The organism is Chitinimonas sp. BJB300 (assembly GCF_002735695.1).
Lineage (GTDB): Bacteria > Pseudomonadota > Gammaproteobacteria > Burkholderiales > Chitinimonadaceae > Chitinimonas.
Genome location: NZ_PDZH01000075.1, coordinates 1 through 22,704 on the forward strand (window position 1 = coordinate 1; position 22,704 = coordinate 22,704).

A 22,704-nucleotide genomic window follows, 5' to 3' on the forward strand; every position below is an offset into this window, starting at 1 on the left:
ATGCCTGAGCATCAAGACGCAGAAGAACCCATTCGCACTTTGCCGCAAGTTACTGATCAACGCCTCCCGCGCGGCTTATGATCAGTTACAGCTGCTTCTCGCAGCTACTGCGTAACATCAGTTATTGTGTACCTATCCTGAGGCCGTTGATTACACTGCCTCTGTGCAGCGGGACGTCGGTAGGATAGGCAAACCGGCATCATGAACAAGGAAACCAGAAATGGATGACAGCAAGCCAAAGATTCTGCTACTCGTTGACGACGAGCCATTCAATCTGGAAATTCTGGCTGAACATCTGATCGAAGCAGGTTACGCCATAGAAACAGCGGCAGACGGCGAGGCCGCTTGGGCCTGCCTCATGGCCAATCCATTACGGTACGATGCGGTGCTGCTTGACCGGATGATGCCCGGTCTCAATGGGATGGAAGTGCTGCGCCGCATGCAGGCCAATGCCCAGTTGTCTACGCTGCCGGTGGTCATGCAAACCGCGGTAGGGTCGGCTGAAGCTGTGCGTGAAGGAATGGAGGGCGGTGCTTATTACTACCTCACCAAGCCGTTTGAGCGCGACATCCTGCTGGCGATTGTGGCCGCAGCCGTGGCGCAGCATCGCACCCAGGATTCAATCCGTCGCGCAGCGGAAAATCCGCTCGAAGCCATGATGCTGATGCACAACGCTGAATTTTCACTCAGTACGTTGGACGAAGCACAGCGGCTGGCTGGCTTGCTGTGCCGCATGGCAAAGTTGCCAGAGCGCGTAGCGATGGGTTTGACCGAATTGATGGTGAACGCCATAGAACACGGCAATCTGGGTCTGGGTTATGCCGACAAAAAAGCCATGATGCAGAACGGCCGTTGGCGGGAGGAGTTGGAAGCGATGCAGCGCTTGCCTGAGTTTGCAGGCAAGCGTGTGGAAGTCAGCGTCCAGCGCAAGGGAGATCTGCTGCGAGTGGAGGTGCGTGATGAGGGGAATGGCTTTGATTGGGAGCAATACATGCAGTTCGACCCGAGCCGAGCTTTCGATCCCAATGGCCGGGGCATTTCCATGGCGCGAGCCATGAGTTTTGAGACGCTGGACTATCAAGACAAAGGTAATCGGGTCGTCGCCACGATTCGTTTGGCCTGAGTGGCTTCTGTGGGTTGCCAGTAGCGCGGATGCATATCACGCCAGCTAGAAGCCGACCAGGCATTCGGCCCAAAGTCCAGGTTGATTGCCCCATCTCTGTCACTACGCCACACCGTCGCGCCAGCATTGTGATAGCGCGTCACGACGGCTTCGCGTGGATGGTGAAAGGCATTGCGGTAGCCGTTGCTGGCAATGGCGAGCTTGGGCGCGACAGCCGCGATGAAGGCGGCAGAGGACGAACTGTTCGAGCCATGATGCGGAATGAGCAACACGTCGCTTTGTACTGACGTTGATTGCGTCAACAGTCCAGCCTCTTCGACGCGGCCGATATCACCCGGAATCAGCAGGCTGCCAGTGGCGGCGCTGATTCTTAGCACGCAGCTGGCGCCGTTGTCGCTGCTGTTCAGGTCATTTCGTACCGGATGCAGCACATCAAACTGAACACCATCCCACAGCCATTGCTGTCCCGCAAGGCAGGCATCGTGAGGGGGGGGGGGCAGGTTGGCCGGTAATTGTTGCGGTAGGGCGCCCGATAACTTCAGGGTTCGGACCTCAGACAGTACAGCCGCCGCTGCGCCGATATGGTCGCTGTCTGCATGGCTTAGCATCAGCATATCGAGTTGTCTCACGCCGGTTGCCCGTAATCCTCCGGGAACAACCCTGCTGCCTCCGCCTTCCGGGCCGGTGTCAAACAACAGGCTATGGTTTTGGGTCTGTACCAGGACGGATAGCCCTTGCCCTACATCAAAGGCGATCGCGCGGAAGCTGCCCATCGCAATGGGCGACAGCAAGGGAAAGGCGAGTGGCAGCAGTAGCCATATACCCAGCCAACGGCCTGGCACACCACGAGGCAACAATAGGACGGCAATGGCGATACCTGCAGGTAACAGCGTCCAGCTGGCGGGTTGCGCTTGGGTCCAGATGCTGCCTGGGTGTGAAAGTGGCATTAGCAATGTGCAACCTAGGCCCAATAGGTAATGGGCAAGCTGCAGCAAGAGGCCGCTCGGTTCCAACGTACCCACCAAGGCCAGGGGGGTGACTATGGCGCTGATCAGGGGAATGGCCAATGCATTGGCGAGTGGAGAGCTCAACGGCAGCTGCTGGAACAAAATCAACAACAAGGGCAGGGAGCCTAGCGTGGCGGCCCACTGTACTGCCCCCCACTGTTGCAGCGTGGCTTGCCAGCCTGCTGCTTGATCTTGCCGGCCTGCCAGCGCCCACAGCATGGCACCCACGGTAAGGAATGAAAGCCAGAATCCTGCAGCCAGTACCGACCAAGGATCGAGCAGTACACATACCGCCAAGGCGGCACACCAGATGGTTGAGACGGCGAGGTGCCTGCCGCTTAGCAGGGCCAATGCCGAGGTGGAAAGCATGAACAATGTACGCTGCGTGGGCACTGAAAACCCCGCCAACAGGCTATAGGCCAGTGCTGCCAGCACCCCGGCCAGCAGTGCAGCCTGGCGGGCCGGGCAGCGCGTGGTCAACCAGCGGGAGCGACGCCAGAGCCATTCGAATATCGTCGCGAACAGGCTGGCGACCAGCGTGATATGCAACCCACTGATTGAAACGAGGTGGGTAATGCCCGTCGCTCGGAAAAGCTGCCATTGGGTTTGGCTGATGCCTGACTGCTCACCCACTACCAGGGCGACAATCACGCCGGTGTAAGGGCGTGCGCCAAGTGCATGCTGAATACGGCTGACCAAGGTAGCACGCAGCCGATGTAGGACATGGATCGGGCGTAGGACAAATTCGTCGAGCAAACGGCGATCAAGCTTATTGACGTTGCCTGTGCCACCGATACCTTCGGCCAGCAGCCAGCCCTCATAATCAAAACCGCCAGGATTGGCATTGCCATGTGGTTGTTTCAGCTTTACTTGCAGCGCCCAGCGTTGCCCCGGTTGCCAATTGCTGCCGGGTTTGGCGTAGTCATTCAGTAACAAAAGCGGTGGTAGGCCATTCGCCTGTTCGGCATCCGGCGCGAAGCGAAAACGTGGGCCATATCGAGTGGATTGCGGTAAGCCCACGACGGTACCGGTTATCTTGAGGGATTCACCTTCCAGGCTGGGGTTCAGCCGCTCTGCCAGTCGTGCCTCGGCACGCCAGCCGGTGTAAGCCACCCCCAGGCTTGCCGCAGCCAAGAGCAGGGCGACAACGCGAACGGTATGTGAGTAACAAGCGGTAATTACGCCGGCTGCTGCCAACAGCAAATAGGGCCATACCGCGGGCAAGCTTGCTTGCCATTGCAGCCAGACGACGCCCGCAACGAATGCGATAATGACCAACCGCACGCTTCTCTCCGGTTTTTATCGTGTCCTTAATCCTAGCTGCCGAACACGTCCCCGCCATCATGTTGCCACCCCTGGTTTGTCTTTCATCTGAACGCACAGCTGAAGCCGCGTTATTGATGAGCCGTTATGGCTTCACTCAGCAGGCCGAGTTACCCGCCAGCGGTCATGCCTTGGTGTTGGATGCCGATAAGCTTGCGCTCTTCAGCCTGGGTAAAGGTGCTCCCGGCCCGGTTTGGGTCGATTTTGTCGCGGGTGCGGCAGGTTGGCGGCGTAAGCACGGGGGAGGACGCGGACAAGGCGTGGCCAAAGCGTGTGGTTTGAAGTCTGGCGCGACACCACGGGTGCTTGATGCCACCGCAGGCTTGGGTCGCGATAGTTTTGTGCTGGCATCGCTGGGTTGCGCGGTGGAGATGATTGAACGTTCGCCGATCGCGGCAGCCTTGCTGGCAGATGGCTTGCAGCGCGCTGCGGCGGATGCCGATGTGGCAGCCATTGTCGCCCGTATGCGTTTGCATCATGGTTCAGCGGTGGCGTTATTGACGGCTTGGCTGGGCGAGAGGCCCGATGTTATTTACCTCGACCCTATGTTCCCGGAAACACGGCAGAAGTCGGCGCTCTCCAAGAAGGAGATGCAGGCATTTCAAGCCGTCGTGGGAGCGGATGCCGACGCGGATGGTTTGTTGGCGCCGGCGCTTGCACTGGCCAAAGACAAGGTGGTGGTGAAGCGGCCGCGCCATGCGCCAAACCTTGCCGGGGCCAAGCCCGCCTATAGCCTGGAAGGCGATAGCGTACGTTTTGATTGTTATCTGGCTGGGTAAGGGGCTTGTTGGCTGGTTAGGCTGCCTGATCGAGTATTTCCAGGTGTTCGTGGAATATCGATACGGTTTTGATCGGAGTGGTTTTCGAGCTGAGTGGCAACGCGGCGCGAATGGCAGACACCATTTGGTCTTCCAGTTCGTGGCGACGGCGGTATTGCGCGCGCTTCTTTGATGCAATCTCGGCTACCGATTTACGCCACAGTTGTGTGGGGAGATCAAACCCAGTCTCGGTAGCCACACCACCCATTTCCTGCCAGAAGCTGTCGTAGTCAGCAGTGATACGCTGATTGTGACGTGCGCTGTGCTGGTAGATATGGGTGCGATTACTCGCTGCAATTGTCCGCTCTACGCCTTGGTGCCGCATCAGGGCATAGAGGGCAACCAAAATGGCTTGCTTGGGTCGCAAACCGTGCAGTTCTTTGGTGGCAGTTTTGACCAACTCCAGGCCCATCTCTGGGCTGGGGCCCTGTAGACAACCTATATTGACCGTCCAGTGTTTGTCACATTGGTGTACCGAGAAGGCGAGAAAAGCCAGCGTTTCACCATTTCGCTCCAGATAGAGCACCAATTCGCCTTCTTTCGAGCAGCGCTCGGCAGGGCCCAACAGAATGCGATAATGGTTTTCCTGTGCGCCTATCCTGGCTAACTCAACTTCACCTTGGCGGTACATTACTTGCACGAAATCCCAGGGCCAATAGGCCAGCATCCAGTAATAATGGTCGCAAAGCCAGTTCAGTTTGTCAGCGGTGGGCACGTTTGCCCGCAGATAAGGGCGTTGCAGTTTTAAAAGGATATGTGGCTGGCTGGCCGCTAGTTCGGTCAGTCGTGCGTCAGCTTGGATGTATCTCGCCCAGTTCATGGCATGGTGGTGGTGCGCTAGGCTGCGAAACAGATATTTCCAAATGTGCTTTCCACCCAGCAAGCGGCCGGGTTGAGCTAACAGTAAAGAGGTACGGATAATAGGCATCATTATTTGCTACATTTATAAATAATAGTAAGTAAGGTAATACTAACTTATTAATAACCTGCCTCATATTGCCGGTGATCGCAAGCCGCGAAGCGCAGCTCGGTTTTTTTGAGCTAGATGTGGTTTCGTTTTTTGGATCAGTAGGTTGGACAGCATCCCGCCTTTAAAGTGACAACGTATAAAAGCCGTGCCGTGATGGCGGTACGATGGAGACAGAACGATGGCTATCAGCGTGTTCGATCTATTCAAGATCGGCATTGGACCTTCCAGTTCACATACCGTGGGGCCAATGCGGGCAGCGCGGCAATTCATGCAACGCATTGAGCGCGAGGACAAGCTGGCGGAGGTAGCAAGCGTCCGTGCCGAGCTTTATGGTTCTTTAGGCGCAACCGGTAAGGGGCATGGATCGGATGTCGCCGTGTTATTGGGCCTGTTGGGCGAAGAGCCGCAGTTGGTTGATACCGATGCAGTGCCGGGTATTGTTGCGACTATCCGGGCGGATAAGCAGCTCAAGTTGATGGGGCAGCAGGCGATTCCATTCGATGAATCGCAGCACTTGGTTTTGCACAAACGCAAGTCATTGCCCTACCACCCCAACGGCATGATTTTTACTGCCTACGATGCAACGGGTGCTGAAATTGAAAAGCGTGCCTACTACTCGGTGGGTGGTGGCTTTGTGGTGGATGAGCATGCCGTGGAGGGGGGGTTCACACCACCCACGGCGGAAGTGTTGACCCACCCGTTTACCACGGGTGCACAACTGTTGGCATTGAGCGAACGGCATGGCAAATCCATCAGCCAGCTGATGTTGGAAAATGAAATTGCCTGGCGCACCGAAGCGGAAATTCGAGAAAAATTGCTGCAAATCTGGGCGGTGATGCAGGCCTGCGTACAACGCGGTTGCCGCACTGAAGGCATCTTACCGGGCGGGATGAAGGTAAAGCGACGTGCGCCCGACATGCTGCGGCAGCTATCCAGCCACCCCGAGGCCGCCTTGCGTGACCCGCTGACGGTACTCGATTGGGTGAATCTCTATGCGCTGGCTGTGAATGAAGAAAATGCAGGCGGCGGGCGTGTGGTAACCGCGCCGACTAATGGTGCGGCGGGCATTATCCCGGCGGTGCTGCATTATTACGTGAATTTCGTACCGGGCGCTAATCAGGATGGGATTGTCCGCTTCCTGCTTACTGCCGGGGCTATCGGTATCCTGTTCAAGACCAATGCGTCGATCTCCGGTGCGGAAGTAGGCTGCCAGGGCGAGGTGGGTTCGGCCTGCTCGATGGCGGCAGGCGCATTGTGCGAGGTGTTGGGCGGTACGCCAGCCCAGGTGGAAAACGCGGCAGAGATTGGGATGGAACATAATCTGGGCCTGACCTGCGACCCGGTTGGCGGCTTGGTGCAGGTGCCTTGTATCGAGCGTAATGCCATGGCATCCATCAAGGCTATCAATGCTGCCCGTATGGCGCTGCGTGGGGATGGCAAGCATTTCATCTCACTGGACCGGGTTATCCGCACTATGCGTGACACGGGCCGCGACATGCACATCAAATACAAGGAAACCGCTCGCGGCGGCTTGGCTATCGACATCGTCGAAGTGCCGGTCAATGTGGTGGAGTGCTGATTCGCGTCGCACATTGCATTGGGCGTGCTGCCAAGTCCATGCTTGGCAGCCCAGTAGTGCTGGTTTGAACGGTGAAAGATGGCTACCGCTGCCATCACCACAGCCAGAACCACATCGCCCAGCCTAGATCAATTGCAGTACATGTAACGGCCAGACATAGCCAGGCGAGTAGGCGTCGAGTGGTTGAGTCGCCATATTGGTGGCAGATTCGCCAGCCAAGATAAAGCGTCCATAGCGTAGCAGCTGTTAGCAGCACAGCACGGCTTGGCGAAACCCAAAACAGGGGTACTTGTTCAGCCTTCAGCAGGGTAACGGTCGTTGCTGTCAGCCCGACGAACAATCCACTGCCTGCCAACGGCACCAAGCTTAGTGCAACGTGATGGAACACTGCACGGCCCGCGCCCAGCAGCCAGGTAGCGAGCACGAGCAGGCTGGTGATAATGCTGCCCATCACCAGCATATTGCCCAGCATGTAGCCCAACAGCAGTGCGCCATCGAGCCATGAAAAACTATCGTTCAGTTCTGGGTAGTGGGTGAGCAGCCACCACGGTGCGTTGTCGTTCAAGGGCCAGAGAATATCGTGGTTGATCAGCCATTCCGCTATGAGTTGCTTGGCGCTGATCAGCCAGGGGCTGGCAGACCATTCAAACGCGCCCATCGCCAGGCCTATCATGCCGAATATCAGCAATAGGCTCTGCCAGCCGCTGGGGTTCTGCTTGCCTTGATTCAGGATTTCGCTGTTTGGCTGGCGGCCTTCCAGCTGGATAGCACCGCGGTGCCCGCTGCAACGGCCGCAGTTATGGCAGTCACTGGCGCTATCGAGCGTGCGCAATGGCAGCAATGGGGCGCAATTGATAGCAGGGCTGCGTGTGCCGAGGCTGGTTCGCCAAGCTGTTTCATCAGCCCGAAAATGCACGGGTGCAAGCTTGGCCAGCAGACCGAATACGCCATTGACGGGGCACATATAGCGGCACCAGACGCGTTTCTCGCGGGCATAAAGCAAGCCCATGATGATAGCTGCAATGGTAGATCCTCCGAGCACAACCAGTACGGCCTTTGGGTATTGATAGACGCTGATCAGCTGACCATAGATGGTGGTGCCGGCAAAGGCGACAAAGGGCCAGCCACCCCAGCGCAGCCAACGTGGGATAGGACGATTAAGCGACCATTTGCTGGCGAATTCGGTCAATGCGCCTTCTGGGCAAAGTAACCCGCACCAAGCCCGGCCAAGCAAAATCATGCTGAGCAGCACAAACGGCCACCAAATGCCCCAAAAGGCAAACTGTGCGAAGACAGTCAGGTGGGTAAAGACATGAGCTGTCTCATCCGGCATGGGCAGCAGCGCTGGTCCGATCAGCAGGACGGCATATGCCATGACAACCAGCCATTGCAACCCGATTATCCAGTGGCGGTGGCGGCGCATGGCCTCGCCCAAGCCAGCTAATGGTTGGCTGGGTGGGCGCTTGGAGTGGAAGGTGATGGTTTGCATGGCGTCGGCTAGCAACGGAGATAACCCCCGATGAAACGAATCTTAGCTACGCCTTGTGAGCGATAGTCGGCGTAAAGACCACAGCATCAGCACCCAGTAGGCTACTAAACACAGCAAGGTGGTGAGAGCGGGCTGGGCGCGATAACCAACCAGGCTTGCTGCCAAGCTACCGATGGTGGTGCTATCGTCGAGCAGCCAAGTACTGTGCCAGATCGGGTCGGCCAAGGTGGGAAGCCAGCCGAATGAGATCATTCGCTCAACACTGCCAACCAGCAGGCCGCCGGCCAGGAGTAGCAACATGGTCTCGGAGAACCGAAAAAAAGCCTGCCAGGAAAATACCTTGCCACCGAGCTGCAATAACCAGAAGGTGCCCAGCGCCAACACGAAGCCCAATAGCGCCGAGCCGGCAAAGGCCGCCATTTGCAGCCCTTGCTGTGCCGACCCCAGTCCCCAAAGAAATATAACGGTTTCGCTGCCCTCACGAGCAATCGCCAGCGCAACCAAAGCCAGCATTCCCCACCAGTTTGCTTGGCGGGCGCGTTCCGCCATGCTGCTTTCCAGGTCATGCTTCAGGGTACGAGCGTTGCGACGCATCCAGAACACCATCTGCACGATCAAGCCTGCGGCAAGCGACATCATGCCCAGTTGGAAGTAATCCTGTGCTTCGCCTTCAAAGAACTCGGCAAAGCCCAGAATGGCAGCGCCAAGTAGAAGGGCCAACAACACGCCGACCACAACACCACCCCAAAGGAAACGCCGCCCCTGAGCGGCCTCCGGATGGGTACGCAGCCATGCGTACAGAATGCCGATGACCAGCAATGCTTCGACGCTTTCACGCCAGACGATGAACAGGACTTGCCCCATCATGATGACTATTCCTTTTGATCCGCACAAAGCGGGATGGGTGTTACTTGACGGTCAGCACGCCCTGGCTGGTAGCCGGGTTGTAATCATCGAAGAACTTGTATTCACCGGGGGAGGGCGAGCGAATGACGACCACCGATTTCGCGCCAGGGCCCAACACCTTTTCCTTGCGTAGGCTCAGGCTTTCAAATTCGATAGGGGTCTTGCCCGCGTTGCTGATCTCAATACGGATAGTCTTGCCTGCTGGTGCGGACAAATTGGCAGGAAAGAATTTGCCGTCGCGCGCGACCAGTTGCAATGTGACTTCGTCTGCCGCAATGGCGGTGCCAGCAAAGCCTAACAAGGCTGCGAAAAGCAGATTGGTATTCATAGATGTGATCCGGTAGGGCACTTTAACGCACTCTCTTTACGTCCAAGGATCAGGCTCAGTTCACAAAGCTATCTACATTACGAAGAATGATATGGTTCGCTTGATTTAAGCCTTGTCTTGGTCAGAAGGAGATACTCTTCGAGGTCCCCGTTTGTTTTGGGGCCAAGTTCTCAGTGATTAGTAGCCGCCCTTTTTGCCGGTACCCGCATAGGCAAATTCATAATTTAGTTCAACTGGCTTGAACCACTCACCAACGCCGGTTTCTTTGTCGACATGCCGACCATAGTGGGCATGAGGGTTGGCGCTGGGTGGTAGAACCGATATTTTCAGCTTGTACTTGCCTGGGCCTTGCAACTTCAAATTGTCGCCATAGTGCGGGCCATCGCTGGCCACCATAGGCATCAGCTCGCCAGCTTGCTTGGCACCGCCTACTTTTTGCAGCTCATACTTCACCAGCATGTAGGGCAGCCAATCGCCCTCGGCATAACCATTGGGATTGCCCTTGGTGGCGTGTACATCTACTTCAAGGTGGATGTCAGACTTGGCGGCATCCAACATCATGCCCGCTGGTTCCATTTTCACGGGCTGTAGATAAACCGCGGCCACTTCCATGCCGGCTACCAACTGAGGCTTGCCAATAGGCGTTTCGGCCGCCATGGCGAATACGGACGCCATAACACCGACGAGTAGAATAGGTTGAAGCAAAGCACGCATTGAAAACAGGGTCCTTTCGATGAAACAGTGGGGTATACGGCCTGAATTACGGAGAATGTTGACTAGAGGAGATTGGAAACTATTCTCATTCATTATACATTAAGGTTTGCTTAAGGAGGTAAAGTGTTACAAATGCTAACCAGCGTATTGGGTGCGGCTAACAAGAGAAAAAGGCCTTTATGTTTGTGAGGGCTTAGCGCAGCGCGTGAAGTTGATTAACGAGGCGCGTGGCAGCACGGCGAACAGGTTGTGATACCAGGATTTAGTAGCCTGAGGCTGCATTCCATCCTTGCCAGGCTGCAGTCTGTCGCAGACACACATCCGCTTGGGGGTGGGGAGATTAAACTCTCGTATCGTATTATTTTTTGAATTAAGGAGATCCGTATGACCGAGCAAACCTTGCTGCCAGAGCAGACCGAACGTACGTTGAACCATCTGGCGCTGGCGGTCTATATCCTGATCGGCATCTCGCTGTTTACTGCACTGGCGACCGGTATCGTGGGCGTTTTGATTGCACACCTCAAACGCGATGAGGCGCGTGGTACTTGGCTGGAGTCGCATTTCACCTGGTTGATCCAGACCTTCTGGTATTCGATAGCGGGTTATGCGCTGTCGGCCCTATTGTTTCTCACTATCATTGGTATTCCGTTGGCAGCACTACTATGTGCCGCTACCTGGATTTGGTCGGTCTACCGTCTGGTTGTGGGCTACGTGAGTTTGAACCAAGCAAGGGCGCTGGTGCTATGAGGGCAGTGTTGCAGCGGGTGAGTCATGCCTCTGTCGCGGTAAGCGGGCAGACGGTAGGCCGGATTGGTGCTGGCTTACTGCTGCTGGTTGGTGCAGAAATCGAAGATCGCAAAGCGGATATCGATTGGTTGGTGCAGAAAATCACCAAACTGCGTGTATTTTGCGATGAGACGGGTGTGATGAACCGATCGTTGCTGGATACCGGCGGAGATGTACTGGCCGTTAGCCAATTCACTTTATTCGCCAGCGTCAAAAAGGGGAATCGGCCCTCTTGGAGCCGCGCGGCCCCCGGTGCGATTTCGCAACCCTTGTTTGAGCAATTTGTGGCAAGCATGGCGGTGGCCATTGGTAAGTCGGTACCCACCGGCGTCTTTGGCGCTGATATGCAGATCAGTCTGATCAATGATGGCCCGGTGACTTTGATGTTGGATTCGAAAGCGCCAGAATAGTCTGCCTTATACTTGACACAACAATCCGTTGGCGCCTAGAGTTCAGGCATAGCGCTGATTTGACCCAACAGCTTGCGGGCGCTTTATAAATGCGGCTAAAGCGTGGTGGACGCTGATCTGACAACTGTTTGAAGCAGTTCTCATAGCGTGAACCCGCTGGCCACTGAAGAGTGCAGCGGGTTTTTTGTTTTTCAGTTTTGTTTTTTGCATTAACGCGCCGATTTAATCGACAACTTGCGGGGCGCGTGGTGGTTCAGCCGCCGAATTAAAGCCGCTAAAGCGCCGCCCGGCTACGGGCTTCGCTGTCATCAACCCAGCCGGGAGTACGCCCATGTTTGATTGCCTCGATACCACGGCCTATAGCGCCGACAATGCATCCATTACCCCAGTGCCTGAGTCTCTTCCACTTACCCCGACGGCTTTGCAGCTGGCGCGTCTGTACCCTGGGCGCAGTTGGTTGTGCCTATGGCCTCGTCCAGGCTATGAGACTCAATTGGCCAAGGCCCGGGAGGTAGCGCTTTACCTCGATGCCGAAGTGAAGAAGCAGGAAGATGGCAGTCTGCTGATTCTTGATTTGACGTTGAATGAGACGCTGGCAATCAGCCAGCGCTTTGGTTGCGTTCTTGCCAGCGAGGCGTTGATTTCAGGGGCGTCGCGTTAAGTTGTCCAAGTAGTGTTTTTGGCACGCCCGGTACGGCTGATGCAAGCCGCCGGGGTGCTGTACCTGTACGCTGCGGGCAGTGTGATTAGAATGGCGGTCCTCGCCCTAAACCTTGCACTGATTACCCCGGTACTCATTATTCATGTCGCCCACTCTCGATACTCGCACTCCTATCAAAACTGAAGCACGCGCGCTCTGGCAATTAGCCTGGCCCATGCTGATTGGCCAGTTGGCAAACGTGGGTATGTCGGTGGCCGATGTAGCCATGTCCGGCCATGCTTCAGCGCAAGACCTTGCTGCAGTGTCGCTAGGCACATCGGTCTGGACGATTCTGCTCGTAACCCTGATGGGTGTGATGATGGCGGTGAACCCTATCGTGGCGCATTACGTGGGGGCAGGGGAGTACGGCCGGATTCCCCATGTCGTGCGTCAGGCGCTCTGGAAGGCGTTGGGGATTGGTCTGCTGGCCATGGTGGTGGCCAATATTGCGACGATGGTGTTCGATCATATGCAAATCGAACCGGTTGTCGCTGAGATGGCCAAGCAGTTTCTGCATGTGATCAGCTTTGCATTGCCGGCTTTTGCCTGTTACCGAGTGCTGTATGGCTATAGCGCCAGTCTGAGTCAGACTAAGCCCATGATGGTAATCGCTTTGGCGGCGCTGGCGTTAAATGTGCTGCTCAATTGGGTGCTGATCTACGGCAAGTTTGGTTTCCCTGAATTGGGTGGCGTGGGGTGCGCGTACGCCACGCTGGCCTGTGTCTGGTTCAACTTGCTGGCGCTTATTTGGTGGATGAGGCGTGCACCGGCCTATCGTAATTCCTGGCCGCTCAGCCATTTTGAAGCGCCGCACTGGCCGGAAATTCGCAACCTGCTAAAAATCGGCCTGCCGATTGGCGTCACTTACTTTGCTGAATCGAGCGCTTTTGGCTTGATTGCGCTGTTGGTTGCGGAGTTTGGTACGGCGCAGGTTGCAGCGCATCAGATTGCACTGAATTTCTCTTCACTGGTCTTCATGGTGCCATTGAGCCTCGGTGTTGCAGTTCTCACTCGGGTGGGGCAGGCGCTTGGCGAAGGCGACCCTGCTGCTGCGCGTTTTCGTTCATGGGTGGGGGTGGGGTTGTCATTTGGCTTTGCCATTATTTCGGCCTGCTTTATTGCCCTCTTTAACCAGCAGATTGCAGCCCTCTACACGTCAGATATCAATGTGGCCGCGTTGGCTGCTCATTTGTTGATTTTCGCTGCGGTTTTTCAGTTGTCTGACGCGACCCAGGTCTCTACCAGCTGTGCCATCCGGGGCTACAAAGTGACCAAGCCGCCAATGATGATTCACTTGGCGGCTTTCTGGGGTTTCTCGTTACCGCTCGGTTGCATACTGGGGCTCTCGCCGGTCTGGTTCCCCTGGAAGCCTTCCCAGCCGATGGCGGCTGAGGGCTTCTGGATTGCCTTGGTCGTGGGCCTCACGATTGCAGCACTGGGGTTGACCTGGTTTTTGGATCGTTTGTCACGTGGCCGCTTGTCGCTGGCGACTTAGCTCCCCATAAAAACGGCTTTGGTAAGCCGTTTTTTTCTGCTGCATACCGCGCAGTCATTCGGTCAACCCCTGGAACAAGGCAGTTGATAGATAACGCTCGCCGAATGATGGAATGATGACGACGAGCAATTTGCCGGCATTTTCGGGCCTGGCAGCAACCTGCATGGCAGCCCAGACCGCTGCGCCGGATGAAATACCGACCAGCAAGCCTTCCTCTGTTGCCATACGTCGTGCGGTCGTAAATGCATCCTCGTTTTTGACGCGTAAGACTTCGTCGTAGATGCTGGTATTGAGTACGGTTGGTACAAAACCGGCGCCTATGCCTTGGATGGGATGTGGCCCTTTGGTGCCGCCGCTCAAGACCGGGCTGGCATCGGGTTCGACGGCGATGGCTTTGAAACTTGGTTTACGTGCCTTTATGACCTCCGCCACCCCGGTAATGGTGCCACCGGTTCCAACGCCCGAAACCACGATATCGACTTGGCCATCCGTATCCGCCCAGATTTCTTCTGCTGTGGTTTCCCGATGAATCTTGGGGTTGGCCGGATTTTCGAATTGCTGGGGCATGAACCAGCCGTTGGCTATAGCCAATTCCTTGGCCTTGGCGATTGCGCCGCCCATACCTTCCGGCCCTGGCGTCAGCACCAATTCAGCCCCATAGCCGCGCAGCAGCGCACGCCGTTCTTTGGACATGGTTTCCGGCATCGTCAGCACACATTTGTAGCCGCGAGCAGCGCAAACCATGGCGAGGCCTATGCCAGTGTTGCCGGAAGTTGGCTCTACAACGGTACTTCCTGCTTTGAGCAGACCGCCTGACTCCGCTGTGTTGATCATACTCACCGCGATGCGGTCTTTAACGCTATGTGAAGGGTTAAAGTATTCGAGCTTGGCGACGATCCGGCAGGACAAGCCTTGGGTAACACGGTTTAGCCGGACCAGCGGGGTGTTGCCAATCAATTCGGTGATATCGTTGGCGATGCGCATAGGCAGCTCCTTGAAATAGGTGTCGTGAGTCAATGCGCGATTGTAGGCCCCTTGGTCAGTGGCGCTACAATGTTTGCGACCTGATATCGAAGCTGGACGTTCATGAAGATATATACCGTTGGCGGTGCCGTGCGTGACCAACTGCTGGGCTTGCCGGTTAAAGACCGCGATTACGTGGTAGTGGGCGCAACGCCCGAGCAGATGCTGGCGGAGGGTTTTCGGCCTGTTGGCAAGGATTTCCCCGTTTTTCTGCACCCCAAGACTCAGGCGGAATACGCGTTGGCTCGTACCGAGCGCAAGTCGGGTCGGGGGTACAAGGGCTTTACTGTGTATGCCGCGCCCGACGTGACGTTGGAAGACGACCTTGCGAGGCGTGACCTGACGATCAATGCCATGGCGGAAGATGAGAATGGGGAGTTGATCGACCCTTATGGCGGCCAGGAGGATTTGGCGAGACGCACATTACGCCATGTGGGGGCTGCCTTCGTGGAAGACCCGGTGCGTATCCTGCGCCTGGCACGTTTTGCGGCGCGTTTTGATTTTCAGGTTGCACCTGAAACGATGGCTTTGTGCCGCGAGATGGTGGCGATGGGGGAGGTCGATCATCTGGTGCCCGAACGGGTTTGGGCGGAGCTTGCCAAAGGGCTGATGGAAGCCCAGCCATCGCGTATGTTTACCGTACTGCGCGATTGCGGCGCATTGGCGCGGTTGATGCCGGAGTTGGACGTGTTGTGGGGTGTGCCACAACCCCCGAAACATCACCCAGAAGTCGATACGGGCGACCATGTGATGCGCGTGCTGGACTACGCCGCCAGTCAGGATTGGTCGCTGGATACACGCTTTGCTGCGTTGTGCCACGACTTGGGCAAGGGTGTAACGCCGCCAGAAGAGTGGCCACGCCATATCGAGCACGAACGACGAGGTGTGGCGTTGGTGGAGGCGCTGTGTGAACGCATCAAGGCGCCGAACGACTGCCGGGAATTGGCAGTATTGGTTTGCCGAGAGCATTGCAATATTCATCGTGCCAGGGAAATGCGCTCGACTACGGTACTGGAACTGTTGATCCGTTGCGATGCCTTGCGTAAGCCAGATCGATTCAAGCGCCTGTTGGATGCTTGCATCGCCGATGCCCGAGGTAGAGCGGGACTGGAGACGCAGGTTTATCCGCAGGCCGAATACCTGCTAGCCTGCCGTGATGCAGCGTTTGCTGTCGATGCAGGAGCCATTGCCGCAGCGACTGAAGATAAAGCACAAATCCCCGAGGCGGTACGGCTTGCGCGTTTGGCTGCTCTGCGTGCATTGAGTCACTCGGACTAACTAGGAAACCCTATGACTTTACTTGCTGTTTGGCTGATCAATGCGGTCAGTTTGTTGTTGCTCACCTACTTTATGCCTTCTATCCAGGTTGCCAGCTTTGGCAGTGCGTTGTTGATAGCGCTGGTGCTTGGGTTGGTCAATGTAATGCTGCGGCCAGTCTTGCTGCTGTTGACCTTGCCGGTCAATCTGCTGACGTTGGGCTTGTTCACCTTTGTCGTAAATGGTTTCTGCTTTTGGTTGGTGGCCGAGGTATTGAAAGGATTCACCGTCCCCAGTTTCGGCGTGGCGATCTTGGGTGCGCTGGTTTACAGCGTGATCAGTTGGCTGGCGACCAGCTTGCTGCTTGGAAAGAAATAAGCGATGCCCACGGCGTATTCCACGCGACTTTACTGCGTGGTGGTACGTCTAAGAACCTGTTTACGATCTCTGTAGCAGCAGAGCCAGGAAGGCGATGTGGATGAACTGCAAGCTCGTGTTCAACTTGCGTTCGCAGTTCTTCCACAGCCTTCTGTTCTTCTCACAGACTCTCTCTAAACGGCATCACCAAAAGCAGCACTTTCCAGCAGTGCATGCTGCCGGTGCCAATCCGGCATATGTTGCGCGACCAGCATCCAAAAACGCTTGGTGTGGCTTTTCTCAATCGTGTGGCACAACTCGTGAACGATGACGTAATCCTGCACGCTCGCAGGTAACTCCATCACCCGAGGGTGAAACGCCAGCACGTTGTGATTATCACAACTAGCCCAGCGGCTCTGGAAGTGGCGAATGCGGGCACCATGGGCTTGCAGGGCCGTCTGCCGTTCCCAGTGTCGCACGCGCGCCAGCAGCTTTTCATGGGCACGCTCGAGGTAAAAGCGTTCCAACAGCGGCATCAGTACATCGAGCTGAATCGCCAATCCTTCGGGATTCTCAACGATGAAACGCGATGCGGTGAATGTCAGCTGGGCTTTGGTCAAATCTGGGGCGTGCCGCACCTCGGTGAAGTATGTCCTGCCGCAATAGCGCAACCGGCTACCGGTAACGATGGCGTCATTGCTTTGCGGCAGGTTCACCACCGCCAGCTTGTCACGTATCCAGCGGGCGCGATGACGCACCAACGCTTCCTGTTCGACCTCGCCCACAGGCGGTCCACGTAGTAGCACCGGACGACCCCGCTCGACAGTCACATAGTGCCGTTTGAGCTTGGCATCGGGCTGGAAGCGCCATTCGATGGTGGTTTGGCCATACTGCAGCAGAGGCATCGTCAGTTCTTCAGCAAGATGTCCAAGATGCGCCCGGCATGGTCACGCGCTACCGAACGCTCCCAACCGGCCAAAGGCATCAGCCGCTTACGTAGCAGGTCGCGTAATTCGGGGTGCAGGTCAGGCATCTGCTTTTGTCTCTGCCAGTGATGATGGTGTGCTTTAGCTGGTTTTTCATCACCAGCGCCTGACTACCGGGGCTGGCCAGCTTCTTCAACCGGGCCATATCGCTGGCATCCAGAATCGACACCGCTTTACCCAGCAGGCTCTTGGCTGGGCTTGCGTGAATGTATTCGTCCAGCAGTTGCTGCAACAGCACGGATTCCAGCTTGGTGATGCGTTCGCGGTAGGTGTTGCCGGGCAGCTTGTCGCGCAGCATCAGCCGGATTTCTGCGAACAGGGTGAAGTAGGGCTTGAATGGGACGCCGCGTACATCAGGCAGGATGATGTCGATGCTGCGATTGAATTGCTTCACCAGTTCCAAGAAGTCTTCCACCGCATCCAGACGGCTGGCCGGGTCAAGGAAACGCTCGGCATCGTCCTTGTAGTCCTCGCGCTGACTGACCGGGTCGTGCTTTTTCGGCAGCAGTTTTAGAATGCGGTCGAGCGTGGCTTGCAGTTTGGGTAGTTCACTTTCCACTCCCTGCCAAACCTGTGCAGGCTGTAATTCGCCACCATATATCTTTAGTGCATGGTCGAGGTGTTCCACCACGCCGTGGTAATCGACGATATAGCCGGCGTTCTTGCCCGCCATGGTGCGATTCACCCGTGCAATGGCTTGCAACAGGGTGTGCTCCTTCAGCGGCTTGTCGAGGTACATGGTGCCGACGATGGGCGCATCCCAACCCGTCAGCAGCATGTCAGACACAATAATGAGACCGATGTTATTGGCTTGGGGCTGGTTATCCCGGCCCTTGGTTTCATCGCCATACGGCAACGGGAACAGCTTGCTGACGAAATTGGCAATCTGCTCGGTCGGCAATGCCGCCGGCTCCTTGCCAGCCTTCAGTTCTGCCTTGATGCGCTCTTCAATGGTCTGTATCTGCTCCGTGCTGACCTTGTGCTCGGCCGCCTCTTCCTGCACCGAAGCACCCGTGCGCGATGCGGTCGCACTGGCCAGTGACATAACTACACGGCTTTCAAAGGTGGACTGTCCCTTGGCTTGGCGTTCCTGCATCAGCCCATCCAGCAAGTCCTTATAGCGCACCGCCATCTCGCGACCGTCACAGACCAGCATTGCCTTCAAACCCTTGGCGTGTACATTGGCCATGAAGTGTTCGGCCAAATGTGCCGCCACCTGTTCCATGCGGTCACCTGCCTGCCGCCATCTGACCAGTAGCGCCTTCTTCAGCGCCTGCTGCCTTGCTTCATTCTCTTGCGCGAAATGATCCGTAAAAGCTTGATCAAGCCCAGCGCTAGGAGCCAGTGCCACCCAAGCGTCTTGGTACTTGATGGGCAGGGTCGCGCCATCGGCCACCGCTTCGTGCAGCCGGTATTCGTCGATGTAGGCATCGCCACCGAATTCGGCCAGCGTGTGTTTGTCGTCATTCAGCAGCGGGGTGGCGGTGAAGGCGATGAACTTGGCGTTCTGCAAGCTGGCCCGCATGAAGGCTGCCAAGAAGTCATACTGGCTGCGGTGCGCTTCATCAACCAGTACATAAAAATTCGGCTTGGCACTCAGCACCCGGAAGTGAACCTTCTCGCGGCTAACCTCTTCCCACTTGGCATCCCGCAACACGCCATCGGGATCATGCTGGCCGAAGTGGACGTTGCGCTCTGTAGCCATGAAGAAGTCTTTTCCCTCGCGCACGCGTCTATGTCGGGTCACCTGTAGGGCCTCGTCGTCGTCATCCGGCGCGGTGTCAGCGGTATCGCCAAGCTGCTCGTTCTCTTGGAACTTCTGCACCGTGCTGGTGAAGATGCTGCCGTAGTCATTACCCAGCAGCTTCACCAACCCTTCCACCGACACCGCCTGAATCGCCTTGATGCCTACCGCGTGGAAGGTGTCGAAGATTTGCTTGTCGAGGTCTTTGTGGTCTGTGAGCACCAACACGGTGGGATTATCCAAACCAGTGCTGTCTGCCCGCAGCATTCTGGCCAGCAGCGCAATGGTCAGCGACTTACCGCTGCCTTGGGTGTGCCACACCACGCCGCCAAGCGGCTTGGGTGCGGTAAGGCGGGCTATGGTTTTGCGCACGGCCCGCCACTGCTGGTAGCGCGGCAGTTTTTTCACTGTCTTGCCATTGCGGGTTTCGAACAAGACGAAGTGGGTGATGAGTTCCAGAAACCTGCCCGGCTCGAACAATGCCCACAGCAGCTGGTCCTGCTCGCTGGGCTCTGCCCCCAGCAGGTCGGCCACGTTCTCCCGTTCGGCATCCTGCAAACGATAATGGGAATAGAAGGCTGGCTTGGTCAGGATGGCTCCGTACAAACCCTCGCGTCGATTCAGCCCAACACAAACTTGGTTGTACACAAACTGAGACGGGAAACTGGCTTGGTAGCCATCCAATTGCGCCAATGCTTCATCCAGCCGGTGATGGCTGGCTTTACATTCGATGATGGCCAGTGGCAGGCCGTTTATAAACAGCAACAGATCGGGCCGGAACAGATCGCCCTCGACGTTCTTGCCAACGTACTGGTCAACCACATGGAAATTGTTATTGCTAACCGTGGTCGTATCGAAGAAACGCACGCTTTGCAGCTTGCCTTTCGCATCCTTTACCTGGATGTCCGACCGATGCACCACCTGTTCCCAGAACGCCTTGTTTGCCGGCAGCAAGTTGTCATTCACTCGCTTGCGCAGCTCAATCAACGCCGCATCAATCCCGCCGGGCGCGTCAAGCAGCCAGGGGTTCAGCATTCGCAAACGGGGCCGAAGAATGTCTCCCAGCAGCGGTGCCAAGTGGCGGTACTCAACTCCAGCTTTGCTACCCGGCAGGTGGGTGTAGCCCAGCTTGATCAGCGACTCGATGGCCGGTCGCTCTACGCCGTTTTTTTCTGCACCGCCTTGCGTCATGTTTCCTCCTGCATTTCTCTATTTTTTTCGCTAGCCCAAGTCTGGCCGGTGCTCCGCCATCCAAGCCTTCACCAACACCAACAAGGCTTGCGCCTGCTTCAAGCATTCATCCACTGCCCCCTGGGCAATGGCGTCGCCTTCGTAGTCCGACAAATTACGCTGCTTGCGCAAGACATCCAGCAACACCATGGTTTCCACGGGCAGGCCCACCGTTTTGGGCAAGGCCTGAATGGCTGTTTGACGGTGGCCGGGCTGACTGGTGGCAGTTCAGTAGCCGTTTATACCGTTGCAAAAGATACGATTGGCGTGTTCGATAATACTTGGGCACTGTATATCTACAGACCAAGGCTGAATCGCCCCTCATCACGCAAGTTTTGATAAGTCTGGTTCAGCTCGCGGCGCAGATTCGGCCCTAGCCATACCATGCCTTCGAGCAAGCCATCGCATACCCAACGCCCTTGCAACGACACCAAACCTGCGCGCAGCACGGAGCCGGTTGCGCCTTGTGCCACGGTGCGCAGCCGGTCTGTCAGGCCCAGCACGCCGTAGGCTGCGCTGCCGTCCTCGGCCACTAATACCGAATAGGTGCGCGTGTCCTTCAAATAGACCCAGCGACCCAACCGAAGCTCGGCAATGGCATCGAGCATTTCGCTATCAGCTTCGGGATGAGCGGCGCGATAGCGTGCCAGCGTACTGCGGTCGTCGGCATAACGCGCGCGGCCAATCGCCAGCCATTGCGCCGGCCGCTTGCCGTGTTTTTCCTCGGCGCTGACCAGCGTGCCAAGAAAGTCCATATAACTGTCGATAAAACGGTCTGCAATTACGCGGTCAATCACCATGACGGGCCTCCCTATCAAGTTTGACCCGCCATTCGCCGGTCAGTAGCTTTTGCATTAGGCCGCGTTTGAGGGTTTGGAAATGCTGCTGCTTAACGAGTTGCACCTTGGCTTTGGCATCAACAGAATCCAAAATGCCTGCTATTTCTTCCAGCTCATGTTTGTTTGCAGGAGCCACCAACGGAAGCGAAGAGAGAATTCCGGTATTCATATTGGGCATGGTTTGCCCGACTGCGTTTTGCTCCAGCCATGAACGTACTACGTCAAGCTGCAGCAAATGCGCAATGTATGCCGAGCTATGCGCTTTCGATGGCTTAGCCTTTAGACACCCCGTTCCACAAAGCGCCTCTGCGGATGCCTCATCAATCAACGCAAATCGGGCAACATCACCTCGACGACTAAACAGCAAGTCACCTGCAACCAGCTTATGTTTGGCAAATTCTTCGGCCCTTGCCGGAGCAATACGTGCTGCCGTCGAAAGATTTGCCCGGCAATTCACCAAATCCTTGGGCATCAGCACGGGGACACCCTCATTTTGGTACTCGTCAGCATGCAGTTGACTTCCAAAAGGGCCTGTCTGAAGCGCGCCATCGCAGGCGCTACCAAGCGTGGTGGTCAACCACCCTACCGGAATCTTCCCCAGTTCACTGTCCTTGAATTCGGTATGCGGCTCCCAGCGGCCGTTGGCGTCTTGGGTGCCAACGCCCCGGCTGAACAGGGTTTGCATCAAGCCTTGTTTGAGGGTCTGGGTGGCTTCAATCAGGCGGGCAATCAAGTCCAGATTGTCATCCACGGCCGTGAGGATGGCGGCGATTTTTTTGTTGTTCGCTGAGAGGGGGAAACGTCACCACTTCCTTTTGCGCGACATTTCTGTTTAACGTTGGTACTCCAGTCCCGGTCGAAAACCGTTCGAGGCCACTCTCACTCAATTTGTAATAAACAAACTTAGGCAGATTTCCTTTGAAGTTCTTTACATACAGCGATGTATTGAGCGGCCAATACCTGCCCTCAGTGTAAAACGGCTTTCCGATTGTTCCGGAGCGTCCAGTTATTACACCGGGACCATCTGTAACGCTTGTGTCGTGAAAACCCAGCAGCCCATCTGAGCCAAAAATCGGGATTTCACTACCACGTCGGTTTTGCACAGGAAGGTCTATACCGCGCTGAAGTTCCAAGAAGCTTAGAAGCTCCCCAGATTGCCAACCGAACGGCGTCACTAGTCCAATTCCACATGCGGGTTCGTTCGCGTAATGCTGGTTCATTCCGACTCGGCCTTCCGCAACCCCAACTCCACCAGATAGCCATTCAGCCGCGCATCAATCTGCGCCTCTTCTTCGGCTTCCCTGCCGCTTAGGTCATGGTCCTTCATCAACTGGACAACTCGCTCTTCAAACACATCGTTGAAGCGCTTCAGAAACAGCAGACCGAAGATGTAGTTCTTGAAGTCGGATGAGTCGATGGAACCGCGCAGGATGTTGGCAGACTCCCAGAGCCAGGATTCAAGGGCTTCTAAGGTGAGTTGGTTTGACATGGTGACTAACTGATGTTACGCAGTAGCTGCGAGAAGCAGCTGTAACTGATCATAAGCCGCGCGGGAGGCGTTGATCAGTAACTTGCGGCAAAGTGCGAATGGGTTCTTCTGCGTCTTGATGCTCAGGCATT

General features: G+C 56.3%; 23 protein-coding genes, 1 pseudogene and 1 riboswitch. Of the genes and pseudogenes, 9 read left to right on the forward strand and 15 right to left on the reverse strand.

The genetic code is table 11. The features are described from left to right. Window positions 1–220: 220 nt before the first annotated feature. Window positions 221–1,123 carry a response regulator gene (locus CSQ89_RS13400; protein WP_099406654.1) on the forward strand — a complete coding sequence of 301 codons (903 nt, stop codon included), beginning with the start codon at window positions 221–223 and terminating at the stop codon, window positions 1,121–1,123. Here CSQ89_RS13400 and CSQ89_RS13405 read toward each other — a convergent pair. Continuing rightward, window positions 1,078–3,414: a DNA internalization-related competence protein ComEC/Rec2 gene (locus CSQ89_RS13405; RefSeq protein WP_099406655.1), complete on the reverse strand. Its 2,337-nt coding sequence runs from the start codon at window positions 3,412–3,414 to the stop codon at window positions 1,078–1,080. The genes CSQ89_RS13400 and CSQ89_RS13405 overlap by 46 nt on opposite strands. A 20-nt stretch (window positions 3,415–3,434) precedes the next feature. On the opposite strand from CSQ89_RS13405, the gene CSQ89_RS13410 reads away from it, so the two are divergent. Next, entirely contained in the window at window positions 3,435–4,232 is a 798-nt protein-coding gene (locus CSQ89_RS13410) for a class I SAM-dependent methyltransferase (protein ID WP_199065523.1), read from the forward strand. A gap of 16 nt (window positions 4,233–4,248) precedes the next feature. Here the strand turns inward: CSQ89_RS13410 and CSQ89_RS13415 are convergent, their stop codons facing one another. Beyond that, complete coding sequence (locus CSQ89_RS13415; protein WP_099406657.1) at window positions 4,249–5,202, reverse strand: VirK/YbjX family protein; 954 nt, start codon at window positions 5,200–5,202, stop codon at window positions 4,249–4,251. A 217-nt stretch (window positions 5,203–5,419) separates the two neighbouring features. On the opposite strand from CSQ89_RS13415, the gene CSQ89_RS13420 reads away from it, so the two are divergent. After that, complete coding sequence (locus CSQ89_RS13420; RefSeq protein ID WP_099406658.1) at window positions 5,420–6,820, forward strand: L-serine ammonia-lyase; 1,401 nt, start codon at window positions 5,420–5,422, stop codon at window positions 6,818–6,820. A gap of 94 nt (window positions 6,821–6,914) precedes the next feature. Here CSQ89_RS13420 and CSQ89_RS13425 read toward each other — a convergent pair whose 3' ends face one another. From CSQ89_RS13425 to CSQ89_RS13440, 4 genes are all read right to left on the reverse strand, one after another. Beyond that, on the reverse strand, window positions 6,915–8,309 hold the full coding sequence (locus tag CSQ89_RS13425) for a 4Fe-4S binding protein (protein WP_233203153.1): 1,395 nt from the start codon (window positions 8,307–8,309) through the stop codon (window positions 6,915–6,917). A gap of 42 nt (window positions 8,310–8,351) precedes the next feature. Continuing rightward, window positions 8,352–9,176 (reverse strand): FTR1 family iron permease, encoded by an 825-nt coding sequence (locus CSQ89_RS13430; RefSeq protein ID WP_308418154.1) that lies wholly within the window; start codon window positions 9,174–9,176, stop codon window positions 8,352–8,354. Between the two features lie 40 nt (window positions 9,177–9,216). Then, the gene (locus tag CSQ89_RS13435; RefSeq protein WP_099406659.1) at window positions 9,217–9,543 is read right to left on the reverse strand and encodes a cupredoxin domain-containing protein; all 327 of its coding nucleotides are present in this window, start codon (window positions 9,541–9,543) and stop codon (window positions 9,217–9,219) included. A 177-nt stretch (window positions 9,544–9,720) separates the two neighbouring features. Further along, window positions 9,721–10,257 carry an iron transporter gene (locus tag CSQ89_RS13440; protein ID WP_099406660.1) on the reverse strand — a complete coding sequence of 179 codons (537 nt, stop codon included), beginning with the start codon at window positions 10,255–10,257 and terminating at the stop codon, window positions 9,721–9,723. Window positions 10,258–10,641: 384 nt separating this feature from the next. Between CSQ89_RS13440 and CSQ89_RS13445 the strand changes: the two genes are divergently transcribed. From CSQ89_RS13445 to CSQ89_RS13460, 4 genes are all read left to right on the forward strand, one after another. Then, entirely contained in the window at window positions 10,642–11,004 is a 363-nt protein-coding gene (locus CSQ89_RS13445; RefSeq protein ID WP_099406661.1) for a DUF4870 family protein, read from the forward strand. Next, window positions 11,001–11,453, forward strand: a complete 453-nt coding sequence (gene dtd, locus CSQ89_RS13450; RefSeq protein WP_099406662.1) for a D-aminoacyl-tRNA deacylase — start codon at window positions 11,001–11,003, stop codon at window positions 11,451–11,453. The genes CSQ89_RS13445 and dtd overlap by 4 nt, the downstream gene beginning before the upstream one ends. A 41-nt stretch (window positions 11,454–11,494) precedes the next feature. Beyond that, window positions 11,495–11,572, forward strand: a riboswitch (SAM riboswitch). Between the two features lie 212 nt (window positions 11,573–11,784). Beyond that, window positions 11,785–12,114, forward strand: a complete 330-nt coding sequence (locus tag CSQ89_RS13455) for a hypothetical protein (RefSeq protein ID WP_099406663.1) — start codon at window positions 11,785–11,787, stop codon at window positions 12,112–12,114. A gap of 142 nt (window positions 12,115–12,256) precedes the next feature. After that, window positions 12,257–13,648: an MATE family efflux transporter gene (locus tag CSQ89_RS13460; RefSeq protein WP_099406664.1), complete on the forward strand. Its 1,392-nt coding sequence runs from the start codon at window positions 12,257–12,259 to the stop codon at window positions 13,646–13,648. A 54-nt stretch (window positions 13,649–13,702) separates the two neighbouring features. Here the strand turns inward: CSQ89_RS13460 and cysK are convergent, their stop codons facing one another. Continuing rightward, the gene (gene cysK / locus CSQ89_RS13465; RefSeq protein ID WP_099406665.1) at window positions 13,703–14,632 is read right to left on the reverse strand and encodes a cysteine synthase A; all 930 of its coding nucleotides are present in this window, start codon (window positions 14,630–14,632) and stop codon (window positions 13,703–13,705) included. A gap of 102 nt (window positions 14,633–14,734) precedes the next feature. Here cysK and CSQ89_RS13470 point away from each other — a divergent pair, with 102 nt between their 5' ends. Together CSQ89_RS13470 and CSQ89_RS13475 are read left to right on the forward strand one after the other, a co-directional pair. Then, window positions 14,735–15,949, forward strand: coding sequence for a multifunctional CCA addition/repair protein (locus CSQ89_RS13470; protein ID WP_099406666.1), 1,215 nt, complete (start codon window positions 14,735–14,737; stop codon window positions 15,947–15,949). 12 nt (window positions 15,950–15,961) lie between these two features. Next, window positions 15,962–16,306, forward strand: coding sequence for a phage holin family protein (locus tag CSQ89_RS13475; protein WP_099406667.1), 345 nt, complete (start codon window positions 15,962–15,964; stop codon window positions 16,304–16,306). Between the two features lie 60 nt (window positions 16,307–16,366). On the opposite strand, the pseudogene CSQ89_RS13480 reads toward CSQ89_RS13475, so the two are convergent. The 8 genes and pseudogenes from CSQ89_RS13480 to CSQ89_RS13515 form a co-directional block, all read right to left on the reverse strand. Further along, window positions 16,367–16,468, reverse strand: a pseudogene (locus CSQ89_RS13480) (IS5/IS1182 family transposase); the annotation flags it as partial. An 11-nt stretch (window positions 16,469–16,479) separates the two neighbouring features. After that, window positions 16,480–17,190, reverse strand: coding sequence for a YgjP family zinc-dependent metalloprotease (locus CSQ89_RS13485; RefSeq protein WP_099406668.1), 711 nt, complete (start codon window positions 17,188–17,190; stop codon window positions 16,480–16,482). Window positions 17,191–17,269: 79 nt separating this feature from the next. Continuing rightward, window positions 17,270–20,206, reverse strand: a complete 2,937-nt coding sequence (locus CSQ89_RS13490; RefSeq protein ID WP_233203155.1) for a type I restriction endonuclease subunit R — start codon at window positions 20,204–20,206, stop codon at window positions 17,270–17,272. Window positions 20,207–20,236: 30 nt separating this feature from the next. After that, window positions 20,237–20,428: a hypothetical protein gene (locus tag CSQ89_RS13495; protein ID WP_099406669.1), complete on the reverse strand. Its 192-nt coding sequence runs from the start codon at window positions 20,426–20,428 to the stop codon at window positions 20,237–20,239. A gap of 113 nt (window positions 20,429–20,541) precedes the next feature. Beyond that, the gene (locus CSQ89_RS13500; protein ID WP_099406670.1) at window positions 20,542–21,045 is read right to left on the reverse strand and encodes a hypothetical protein; all 504 of its coding nucleotides are present in this window, start codon (window positions 21,043–21,045) and stop codon (window positions 20,542–20,544) included. Beyond that, window positions 21,035–21,835, reverse strand: coding sequence for a restriction endonuclease subunit S (locus tag CSQ89_RS13505; RefSeq protein WP_099406671.1), 801 nt, complete (start codon window positions 21,833–21,835; stop codon window positions 21,035–21,037). Before CSQ89_RS13505 ends, CSQ89_RS13500 begins: the two co-directional genes overlap by 11 nt. Further along, a complete protein-coding gene (locus CSQ89_RS13510) occupies window positions 21,828–22,304 on the reverse strand; it encodes a restriction endonuclease subunit S (RefSeq protein ID WP_099406672.1) in 477 nt (158 codons plus the stop codon). The genes CSQ89_RS13505 and CSQ89_RS13510 overlap by 8 nt, the downstream gene beginning before the upstream one ends. Further along, the gene (locus tag CSQ89_RS13515; protein WP_233203157.1) at window positions 22,301–22,573 is read right to left on the reverse strand and encodes a type I restriction-modification system subunit M N-terminal domain-containing protein; all 273 of its coding nucleotides are present in this window, start codon (window positions 22,571–22,573) and stop codon (window positions 22,301–22,303) included. Before CSQ89_RS13515 ends, CSQ89_RS13510 begins: the two co-directional genes overlap by 4 nt. Between the last annotated feature and the right edge of the window lie 131 nt (window positions 22,574–22,704).

What these genes read in the sequence shown, in the direction of transcription:
- CSQ89_RS13400 (WP_099406654.1), top strand. Translation starts at nt 221, where the DNA reads ATGGATGACAGCAAGCCAAAGATTCTGCTACTCGTTGACGACGAGCCA.
- CSQ89_RS13415 (WP_099406657.1), bottom strand. Translation starts at nt 5,202, where the DNA reads ATGATGCCTATTATCCGTACCTCTTTACTGTTAGCTCAACCCGGCCGC.
- CSQ89_RS13420 (WP_099406658.1), top strand. Translation starts at nt 5,420, where the DNA reads ATGGCTATCAGCGTGTTCGATCTATTCAAGATCGGCATTGGACCTTCC.
- CSQ89_RS13425 (WP_233203153.1), bottom strand. Translation starts at nt 8,309, where the DNA reads ATGCAAACCATCACCTTCCACTCCAAGCGCCCACCCAGCCAACCATTA.
- CSQ89_RS13430 (WP_308418154.1), bottom strand. Translation starts at nt 9,176, where the DNA reads ATGATGGGGCAAGTCCTGTTCATCGTCTGGCGTGAAAGCGTCGAAGCA.
- CSQ89_RS13435 (WP_099406659.1), bottom strand. Translation starts at nt 9,543, where the DNA reads ATGAATACCAATCTGCTTTTCGCAGCCTTGTTAGGCTTTGCTGGCACC.
- CSQ89_RS13440 (WP_099406660.1), bottom strand. Translation starts at nt 10,257, where the DNA reads ATGCGTGCTTTGCTTCAACCTATTCTACTCGTCGGTGTTATGGCGTCC.
- CSQ89_RS13445 (WP_099406661.1), top strand. Translation starts at nt 10,642, where the DNA reads ATGACCGAGCAAACCTTGCTGCCAGAGCAGACCGAACGTACGTTGAAC.
- dtd (WP_099406662.1), top strand. Translation starts at nt 11,001, where the DNA reads ATGAGGGCAGTGTTGCAGCGGGTGAGTCATGCCTCTGTCGCGGTAAGC.
- CSQ89_RS13455 (WP_099406663.1), top strand. Translation starts at nt 11,785, where the DNA reads ATGTTTGATTGCCTCGATACCACGGCCTATAGCGCCGACAATGCATCC.
- CSQ89_RS13460 (WP_099406664.1), top strand. Translation starts at nt 12,257, where the DNA reads ATGTCGCCCACTCTCGATACTCGCACTCCTATCAAAACTGAAGCACGC.
- cysK (WP_099406665.1), bottom strand. Translation starts at nt 14,632, where the DNA reads ATGCGCATCGCCAACGATATCACCGAATTGATTGGCAACACCCCGCTG.
- CSQ89_RS13470 (WP_099406666.1), top strand. Translation starts at nt 14,735, where the DNA reads ATGAAGATATATACCGTTGGCGGTGCCGTGCGTGACCAACTGCTGGGC.
- CSQ89_RS13475 (WP_099406667.1), top strand. Translation starts at nt 15,962, where the DNA reads ATGACTTTACTTGCTGTTTGGCTGATCAATGCGGTCAGTTTGTTGTTG.
- CSQ89_RS13485 (WP_099406668.1), bottom strand. Translation starts at nt 17,190, where the DNA reads ATGCCTCTGCTGCAGTATGGCCAAACCACCATCGAATGGCGCTTCCAG.
- CSQ89_RS13490 (WP_233203155.1), bottom strand. Translation starts at nt 20,206, where the DNA reads ATGACGCAAGGCGGTGCAGAAAAAAACGGCGTAGAGCGACCGGCCATC.
- CSQ89_RS13500 (WP_099406670.1), bottom strand. Translation starts at nt 21,045, where the DNA reads ATGGTGATTGACCGCGTAATTGCAGACCGTTTTATCGACAGTTATATG.
- CSQ89_RS13510 (WP_099406672.1), bottom strand. Translation starts at nt 22,304, where the DNA reads ATGAACCAGCATTACGCGAACGAACCCGCATGTGGAATTGGACTAGTG.
- CSQ89_RS13515 (WP_233203157.1), bottom strand. Translation starts at nt 22,573, where the DNA reads ATGTCAAACCAACTCACCTTAGAAGCCCTTGAATCCTGGCTCTGGGAG.